This window comes from Micropruina sp. (genome assembly GCF_027492755.1).
Lineage (GTDB): Bacteria > Actinomycetota > Actinomycetes > Propionibacteriales > Propionibacteriaceae > Micropruina.
In genome coordinates this window covers 1-5,900 of record NZ_JAPUED010000213.1, presented here as the reverse complement: position 1 = coordinate 5,900, position 5,900 = coordinate 1, and the positions used below count along the sequence as shown (strand labels likewise).

At 66.9% G+C, this 5,900-nt stretch carries 10 protein-coding genes and 1 pseudogene; all 11 read right to left on the bottom strand.

What is annotated here, in order from left to right:
• A partial coding sequence (locus tag Q0066_RS14870; protein WP_298134296.1) for a nucleoside monophosphate kinase occupies positions 1-413 on the bottom strand: 413 nt, incomplete at its 3' end.
• 22 nt (positions 414-435) lie between these two features.
• On the bottom strand, positions 436-1,746 hold the full coding sequence (gene secY / locus Q0066_RS14865) for a preprotein translocase subunit SecY (protein ID WP_298134293.1): 1,311 nt from the start codon (positions 1,744-1,746) through the stop codon (positions 436-438).
• A gap of 139 nt (positions 1,747-1,885) precedes the next feature.
• A complete protein-coding gene (locus tag Q0066_RS14860) occupies positions 1,886-2,623 on the bottom strand; it encodes an FCD domain-containing protein (RefSeq protein WP_298134290.1) in 738 nt (245 codons plus the stop codon).
• Between the two features lie 142 nt (positions 2,624-2,765).
• Entirely contained in the window at positions 2,766-3,209 is a 444-nt protein-coding gene (gene rplO / locus Q0066_RS14855; RefSeq protein ID WP_298134288.1) for a 50S ribosomal protein L15, read from the bottom strand.
• A gap of 1 nt (position 3,210) precedes the next feature.
• Positions 3,211-3,393 carry a 50S ribosomal protein L30 gene (gene rpmD, locus Q0066_RS14850; protein WP_298134285.1) on the bottom strand — a complete coding sequence of 61 codons (183 nt, stop codon included), beginning with the start codon at positions 3,391-3,393 and terminating at the stop codon, positions 3,211-3,213.
• The gene (rpsE, locus tag Q0066_RS14845) at positions 3,393-3,998 is read right to left on the bottom strand and encodes a 30S ribosomal protein S5 (protein WP_298134282.1); all 606 of its coding nucleotides are present in this window, start codon (positions 3,996-3,998) and stop codon (positions 3,393-3,395) included. The genes rpmD and rpsE overlap by 1 nt, the downstream gene beginning before the upstream one ends.
• Positions 3,999-4,020: 22 nt before the next feature.
• Positions 4,021-4,404 (bottom strand): 50S ribosomal protein L18, encoded by a 384-nt coding sequence (rplR, locus tag Q0066_RS14840; RefSeq protein ID WP_298134280.1) that lies wholly within the window; start codon positions 4,402-4,404, stop codon positions 4,021-4,023.
• On the bottom strand, positions 4,404-4,946 hold the full coding sequence (gene rplF, locus Q0066_RS14835) for a 50S ribosomal protein L6 (RefSeq protein ID WP_298134278.1): 543 nt from the start codon (positions 4,944-4,946) through the stop codon (positions 4,404-4,406). Before rplF ends, rplR begins: the two co-directional genes overlap by 1 nt.
• Before the next feature lie 15 nt (positions 4,947-4,961).
• Positions 4,962-5,369, bottom strand: coding sequence for a 30S ribosomal protein S8 (rpsH, locus tag Q0066_RS14830; protein ID WP_298134275.1), 408 nt, complete (start codon positions 5,367-5,369; stop codon positions 4,962-4,964).
• A 78-nt stretch (positions 5,370-5,447) separates the two neighbouring features.
• Positions 5,448-5,633, bottom strand: coding sequence for a type Z 30S ribosomal protein S14 (locus Q0066_RS14825; RefSeq protein ID WP_298134273.1), 186 nt, complete (start codon positions 5,631-5,633; stop codon positions 5,448-5,450).
• Positions 5,634-5,640: 7 nt separating this feature from the next.
• Positions 5,641-5,900 (bottom strand): annotated as a pseudogene (locus tag Q0066_RS14820) (50S ribosomal protein L5); the annotation flags it as partial.

Sequence of the window (5,900 nt, the reverse complement as noted above, 5' to 3'; positions counted from 1 at the left end):
TCGTTGTCGTCGGGACGGCCCTCGATCTCGGCGCGCTTCAGCATCCGCTGGATGATCGCCTCCTCGTCGGCGGTCAGCGACACCACGGCGTCGAGGCGGAAGCCATGGGCGTCCAACTCCTTGTCGAGCGCCTTCACCTGGCCCACCGTGCGCGGGAAGCCGTCCAGCAGCCAGCCGCCCTTGGCGTCCTCTTCCTCGAGGCGCTGGATGACGACCTGCAGGGTGAGCCGATCGGGAACGTAGCCACCCTCGGAGATGATCCGCTTGATCCGCTCGCCCAGCGGCGTCCGGTTCGTGATGGCCAACCGGAAGATGTTCCCGGTCGAGATGGCCGGAATGTTGTAGTGCTCGCCGATGACGGCGGCCTGGGTGCCTTTACCGGCACCCGGGGGGCCCATGATCAACAATCGCATTGCGTCCTGCCTCACCGTTGAGCTATCTGAGGAATCCTTCGTAGTTGCGCTGCTGCAGCTGGCTCTCGATCTGCTTGACCGTGTCCAACCCAACGCCGACAACGATCAGAATGCTAGTGCCACCGAAGGGGAATTCGTTCTGTGCGTTGAAAAAGAGGAACGCGATGGATGGGATCAGCGAGATCAGGCCCAGGTAGAGCGAGCCCGGCGCGGTCAGCCGCGAGAGCACGAACGCCAGGTAGTCCTCGGTCGGCTTGCCGGCCCGGATGCCCGGAATGAAGCCGCCGTACTTCTTCATGTTGTCGGCGACCTCGACCGGGTCGAAGGTGATCGCCACGTAGAAGTAGGTGAACGCGATGATCATCGCGAAGAAGATCGTGTTGTACCACAGTCCGTTGGACTGGACGAGGTGGGTCTGGATCCATCCCGAGACCGGGCTGTCCGGCTGGAACTGCGAGTACAGCACCGGCAGGTAGAGCATCGACGAGGCGAAGATGACCGGGATGACGCCGGCCTGGTTGACCTTCAGCGGAATGTAGGTGGTGGTGCCGCCGAACAGCCTGCGACCCACCATACGTTTGGCGTACTGGACCGGGATGCGGCGTTGCGCCTGCTCCATATAGACGACGCCGAGCATGACCAGCAGGCCCACCGCCATCACCACCGCGAAGGCCAGCCAGCCGGCGGCGCCCTCGCGGCTCTCCTTGATCGACCACAGCGAAGCCGGGAACTGGGCGGCGATCTGGGTGAAGATCAGGATCGACATGCCGTTGCCGACGCCGCGCTCGGTGATCAGCTCGCCCATCCACATGATCAGGCCGGTGCCCGCGGTCATCGTCATCACCATCACGATGATCGCGAAGATGCCCTTGTCGTAGACCAGGTCGCGGGTGCAGCCCTGGAACAGCTGACCGTTGACGGCCAGAGTGACGAACGCGGTGGCGTTCAGTACGGCCAGCACCAGGGTCAGGTAGCGGGTGTACTGAGTGATCTTGGCAGTGCCGGACGCGCCCTCCTTCTTCAGCGCCTCCAACCGCGGGATCACCACGGTGAGCAGCTGCAGGATGATGCTCGCGGTGATGTAGGGCATCACACCCAGCGCGAAGATGGCCAGCTGCAGCAGCGCCCCACCCGAGAACAGATTGATCATCGAGTAGAGCCCGGCGTTGGCGCCCGAGGCGGCCTCGACCCGGCAGGCGTTCACATTCACCAGGTTCACGTTCGGCGTCGGGATCACGGAGCCGAGCCGGAAGACCGCGAGGATACCGAGGGTGAACAGGATCTTGCGGCGCAGGTCTGGCGTCCTCAGCGCGTTGACGAAGGCCGACAGCATCCGACCAGTACTCCTCTACCCTTGATCAGCGCGCGCGAGAACCGCGCGCAACCCGGCAAACTCTACCAAGTTCCACAGCCCCGCCCGGACCGAGCCGGAAACGGACATCTCGGACGCCGCCGAACATTGTGGTTCGGTACTACACGGACCAGTGATCCGAGCTCGGCGGCTCGGCGATCGAGGGCCGCTCCCCCACTCGTGCGGTCATCCCGGCCAGGCCCTGGGCCACCTGGGCGCGGGACGCGATCCTGGCCGTCTCGCCGTCCCCGGCCGCCACCGCGGCGGCGATCCGGCGGTAGCGCTCCGCCCAGACCAGGCCGGGTTCGGGTGACTGCGGGCCGTCCAGTCGCTCGACCAGCCGCACCACGCCGGAGAAGCCGGCGAACAACTCGTTGGCCGTCGCCCGGAGCAACAGCATGTGGAAGGCCAGCTCGGCCTCGGCGAGTTCGTCGGTGCGTTCCGGATGCCGGCTGGTGCGGACGATCTCGTCGGCCAGCTCGATCAGTCGCTCGCGCTGCTCGACGGTGGCGTTGCGGGCGGCCAGCTCAGCCGCCATCGGCTGCAGTGCCGCACGCAGTTCGGTGACGTCGAGCAGCACCCGGTCGTGTTCCTCGCCGCGCAGCCGCCAGCCGACCACCAGCGGGTCGAGCACGTTCCAGCTCGACCGAGGGCGGATGGTGATGCCCACCCGGCGCCGGGAACGCACCATGCCCAGCGATTCCAGGATCCGCATGATCTCGCGGGCCACCGTCCGGGACACGGTGAACCGTTGCTCCAAGTCGGCCAGGGTCAGCACCGAACCGACCGGGCGGGCGCCGTCCACGATCTCCTGCCCGATCGCGTCCAGGGCAGCATGGTGCAGGTGAGCGGAGGTCATGGCAGGGATGTTCCCTTTCGATCCCGGTCAGGATAGCGGGCAGCTGACACCGCGCCGGACGCGGTGTCAGCGGCGATTGGCGAGGCGCACAGCACGAGGGCGGGACGACCGAACGTCGTCCCGCCCTCGCGCTCAGATCAGCTCAGAGCTGGGTGGCGGTGCCCCCGGCGGCCTCGATCTTGGTCTTGGCGGAAGCGGAGAACGCATGCGCGCTCACCTGCAGGGCGACGGAGAGCTCCCCGTTGCCGAGCACCTTGACCAGGTTGCCGTCGCGGACGGCACCAGCGGCGACCAGATCGGCCACGCCGACCTCACCACCGTTGGGGAACAGTTCGCCGAGCTTGGCGACGTTCACCACCTGGTACTCGACCCGGAACGGGTTCTTGAAGCCGCGCAGCTTGGGTAGCCGCATGTGCAGCGGCATCTGCCCGCCCTCGAAGTTCTGCGGCACGTTCTTGCGCGCCCCGGTGCCCTTGGTGCCACGGCCGGCGGTCTTGCCGCCCTTGCCGCCCTCACCACGACCCACCCGGGTCTTCTCGGTCTTGGCACCCGGAGCCGGGCGCAAGTGATGCAACTTCAGCGGCATGTCAGTCGACCTCCTCGACGGTGACCAGGTGCGAGATCGACTTGGCCATGCCCACGAGCTCGGGACGGGCCTCGATCACCACCGAGTCACCGATCCGCTTGAGACCGAGCGACCGCAGGGTCTCGCGCTGGTTCTGCTTGCGACCCACGCCGGACTTGACCTGGGTCACCTTGATCTTGCTCATCAGTGCTTCGCCTCCTCACGGGCGCGCAGCAGCGCGGCCGGGGCGACGTCCGCCACCGGCAGGCCACGACGCTTGGCGACCTGCTCGGGCTCTTCCAGGCTCTTCAGCGCGGCAACGGTGGCGTGCACCACGTTGATCGCGTTGTCCGAGCCCAGCGACTTGGCGAGCACGTCGTGCACACCGGCGCACTCGAGCACGGCGCGGGCCGAGCCGCCGGCGATGACGCCGGTACCCGGGGAAGCCGGACGGAGCATGACCACACCGGCGGCCTTCTCGCCCTGCACCGGGTGCGGGATGGTGCCCTGGATGCGGGGCACCCGGAAGAACGCCTTCTTGGCCTCTTCCACACCCTTGGCGATCGCGGCCGGAACCTCGCGGGCCTTGCCGTAGCCGACACCCACGGTGCCGTCGCCGTCGCCCACCACGACCAGCGCGGTGAAGCTGAACCGGCGGCCACCCTGGACGACCTTGGCCACCCGGTTGATCGCCACTACCCGCTCGAGGTAGTTGCTCTTGTCCTTATCGGCGTTGTTGCCCCGACGGTCCTCGCGGCCACGACGCTCGCCACCAGCGGCACCGCCTCCGCGGCGCTGGTTTCCATTCATCGTTGTTGTCCTTTCGAGTCCGTCAGAATCCCAGGCCGGCTTCACGGGCGCTGTCGGCCAGCGCCGCGATCCGTCCGTGGTACTTGTTGCCGGCGCGGTCGAAGACCACCGTGGTGACACCCGCGGCCTTGGCGCGGTCGGCGATCAGCGCACCGACCTTCTTGGCCACCTCGGTCTTGTCGCCCTTCACCTTGCGGACGTCGGCCTCCATCGAGGACGCCGAGGCCAGCGTGCTGCCCGCGGTGTCGTCGATCACCTGGACGAACAGGTGCCGAGCCGAGCGGGTGACGACCAGCCGCGGACGCTCCGGGCTGCCGGCGATCTTCTTGCGGCCCCGGACCTGCCGGCGCAGCCGCGCCGCGACCCGGTCGGCCGTCGCCTTGTTGTTCGACAGCGAGATAGCCATCACTTACCAGCCTTTCCAACCTTGCGGCGAACCCGCTCGCCGGCGTAGCGCACACCCTTGCCCTTGTAGGGCTCCGGCTTGCGGATCTTGCGGATGTTCGCCGCAACCTCGCCGACGGCCTGCTTGTCGATGCCGTAGACGGTGAACGCCGTCGGCTTCTCGACCGAGAAGGTGATGCCCGCGGGGGCGTTCACCACGACCGGATGGCTGAAACCGAGGTTGAACTCGAGCTGGGTCGGGCCCTTCGCGATGACGCGGTAGCCGACGCCGACGATCTCGAGCTTCTTCTCGTAGCCGGCGGTCACACCGGTGACCATGTTGGCCACCAGAGTTCGGGTCAGTCCGTGCAGCGAGCGGCTGATCCGCTCGTCGTCCGGGCGGGTCACCTCGAGCTCACCGGCATCGTTGCGACCGATCTTGATCGGCTCGGCCACGGTGTGGGTGAGGGAACCCTTGGGGCCCTTCACCTCGACCTGCTGGCCGTCCAGTTTCACCTCCACGCCCGCCGGGACGGCGATCGGGAGCCTGCCAATTCGCGACATGTCAGTACTCCTCTCTCACCACACGTAGGCGAGCACTTCGCCGCCCACGGACTTGGCGTTGGCCTCGGCGTCGGTGAGCAGGCCCTGGGAGGTCGAGATGATCGCGATCCCCAGGCCGCCCAGCACCTTCGGCAGCTCGTTGGACTTGGCGTAGACCCGCAGACCGGGCTTGCTGATCCGCCGGACACCGGCGATCGAGCGCTCCCGGTTGGAGCCGTACTTCAGGGTGAGGGTCAGCGTCTTGCCGACCTCGCCGGCCGCCGGGTCCTTGACTTCGAAGCCACTGATGTAGCCCTGGGCCTTCAGGATCTCGGCGATGCCGACCTTGATCTTGCTGTGCGGCATCGACGTCGAGTCGTGGTATGCCTGGTTGGCGTTGCGCAGACGCGTCAGCATGTCTGCGATCGGGTCAGTCATGGTCATGACTTGTTTCTTCTTTCTCGGACGGTTTCAGGACGCCGTTTCCCAGGCGCCTGACCTGTTCGGGTGGAGGTGATCAACTCACCAGCTGGATTTGGTCACACCGGGGAGCTGACCGGCGTGCGCCAGTTCCCGCAGGCAGACCCGGCACAGGCCGAACTTGCGGTAGACGGCCTTGGGCCGGCCGCACTTGCTGCACCGGGTGTAGGCGCGGACGCCGAACTTCGGCTTGCGGGCCTGCTTGACCTTCAGCGCTGTCTTGGCCATACCTTCGTCACTTCCTCTTCAGGGACTTCTTCTGGGCGCTCTTGGAAGCACCCTGCGGACGCCGCTTCTTGGCGACGGCCTTCTTCGGATCGTTCTCCGGGGCCTTGAACGGGAAGCCCAGGTGCTTCAGCAGCGCCCGGCCCTCGTCGTCGTTGGTCGCGGTGGTGACGAAGGTGATGTCCATGCCGCGCACGCGGTCGATCCGGTCCTGATCGATCTCGTGGAACATGACCTGCTCGGTCAGGCCGAAGGTGTAGTTGCCCTTGC